Annotated in this window: 2 protein-coding genes; both read right to left on the bottom strand. The window is 51.5% G+C overall.

Features of this window, described 5'->3' with window-relative positions:
• Positions 1 to 102: 102 nt before the first annotated feature.
• Complete coding sequence (locus E5329_RS28910; RefSeq protein WP_135992550.1) at positions 103 to 1,143, bottom strand: tyrosine-type recombinase/integrase; 1,041 nt, start codon at positions 1,141 to 1,143, stop codon at positions 103 to 105.
• The coding region (locus tag E5329_RS28915; RefSeq protein WP_275443881.1) for a tyrosine-type recombinase/integrase at positions 1,121 to 2,139 on the bottom strand (1,019 nt) is incomplete at its 5' end. The genes E5329_RS28915 and E5329_RS28910, both read right to left, overlap by 23 nt.

Raw genomic sequence — 2,139 nt, forward strand, 5'->3', positions numbered from 1 at the left:
ACTGGGCTAATGTAAAGCGAAAAATAATGTAAAGTCACCTCCTTAAATGCCGCAAAACCAGTAGATTTTCGTCTGCTGGCTTTGCATAATTCTGTAGATTATTTAGTGGATGTCACGGAAACTTTCGAGCCAGCCCATCAGGCTTTTGTCCTCCGTCCATGATGGATATTCAGCGGCAGGACGCTCTTGCGGCTGGGCGCTTTCCAATACTTTACGTTTCATTTCCGTGTTGATCTGTGCATACACCTCAGTGGTCGTAAGATCTGCATGCCCAAGCAGGTCTTTGATATATTGAAGGTCGATCCCGGCTTCAAGCCAGTGCATGGCACGACTGTGGCGGAATATATGCGGGTACACCTTCTCAGGGAACAGCTCTGGTTCAGCAATTCTGGCGGACTCAGCATACTTGTGGAAAATGTAGGAAATCCCTGCGCGTGTCAGTTTTTCCTTATGACGGTTGCAGAACAGCGGCTCATCTTTCAGGCAGGGACGGTACCGCTTTTCATCCTGCAGGTACAGCCGCAGTACTGCTGAAATGTCTGCGATAAGAGGAACTGACCGGGCTTTTTTGCCCTTTCCATGCAGATGAACGATGGCTCCTTTTTTGTCAAGGCTCAGATCTCCGATGCGCAGGTCGGCAATCTCTGAGATTCTTGCCCCTGCTTCGTACATCAGGCACAGCAGGGAAAAATCCCTCCTGCCGCTGTGGCTCTGCTGGTCTGGCTGCTTCAATATTGCCTTTATGGCGTCAACAGGAAGATGCCGGATTGTCTGCTTTTCATGCTTTTTCTTTGGGATGGAGCAGACCGTCTGGCAGAGGAGGACGTGCTCCGGGTTTTCATACTGAAGGTATTTGAAAAAAGTATTCAGCGCAATGCGCCGCTGGTTCCTTGTCGCAGCCGAATTGCCTTTTTCCTGTTCCAGCCAGTCAAGGAAATCCTCCACCAGCTTCCTGTCAAGGTCCTTGATCTCCATCTTTTCCCGTTTCAGATGGCGCTCGCTTTCGCAGTAGGACAGGAACACTGACATAGAATCATGGTAGGATTGTATTGTATTTTCACTCAGCCCTTTCTGCACCGGCAGGTATTCAAAAAAGTAGCCGGACAGGGCGCGTGCAAAATCAGTCGGTCTTATCATCGGCATCTTCCACCTCCTCTGGCAGGAATTTTAAGAGATCGGCATACATCCCACCAAGCTCCGCTTCACAGACCTGCCTGATATGCGGGTATGCTTCCGCAGTCAGCCTCAGATACCACTGTGTTGCGCTGATGGAAGTATGCCCAAGGTATTTTGAAAGCACCGGAAGCCTGCTGGAAACAGGTATCCCGGATTCTGCCCATCCCTGGATGTTGTGGCAGACAAAGGTATGCCTGACATCATGCACGCGGGGTCCAAGGCTGGTTCTCCGGTACGGAATGCCGACATCCCAGAGGAAACCGCGGAACGCTTTTTCTATGGAAGACTTTGCGTAGCGCTTTTTCTCTTTTGTATAGAAGAAAGGCATATCTTCCGGGGTATCCTGGTGGACATCCCGGATGTACCGGAGGCACCGGCCGGTGAGCGAGTCGGACATAGGCACGATGCGCTCCCTGTCATTCTTGCCATGCAGGATATGAAGGACGCCGCTGGCTGTGTCAACATCCTGCAGGCGCAGCGACAGTGCTTCGGAAATGCGCAGCCCGCAGCCATACAGCATCCGGAACAGCAGTGGATACACGAGGTGCCGGTGCGGGGAGACATTGGTCGGCTCAAGTTTATCGAGACGGTCAAAGATGGATGCCATTTCCTCCCTGGTAAAAATATACGGCACATGTTTCTCCCCGGATTTCGGGATGGCAGGCAGCAGGTATGACGGATGCCCCTGCCTGCAGAGGAACACCGCAAAGCGCTGCATTTCCGCAACCCTGTTGTGCCTTGTTATCTCTTTTTCATTCGGACGCTTTGCGCACCATGCGGTGGCAATCTCCTTCGTGATTGTATAATCATGGACCTCGTACCCTTTGCAGAAGTTGTCGAACATCTTAAGGAGCATTGCCTGTTGTTCGTATACAAGGCCGGAGGCCCTTTTCTGGGCGACAAAAGTTTTGCACATCGGGGCAAATGGGCCTGTGAAGTAGGATGTTTTCATAGATCCACCTC

Origin of the sequence: Petralouisia muris (genome assembly GCF_004793545.1) — a bacterium.
GTDB classification, from domain to species: domain Bacteria; phylum Bacillota; class Clostridia; order Lachnospirales; family Lachnospiraceae; genus Petralouisia; species Petralouisia muris.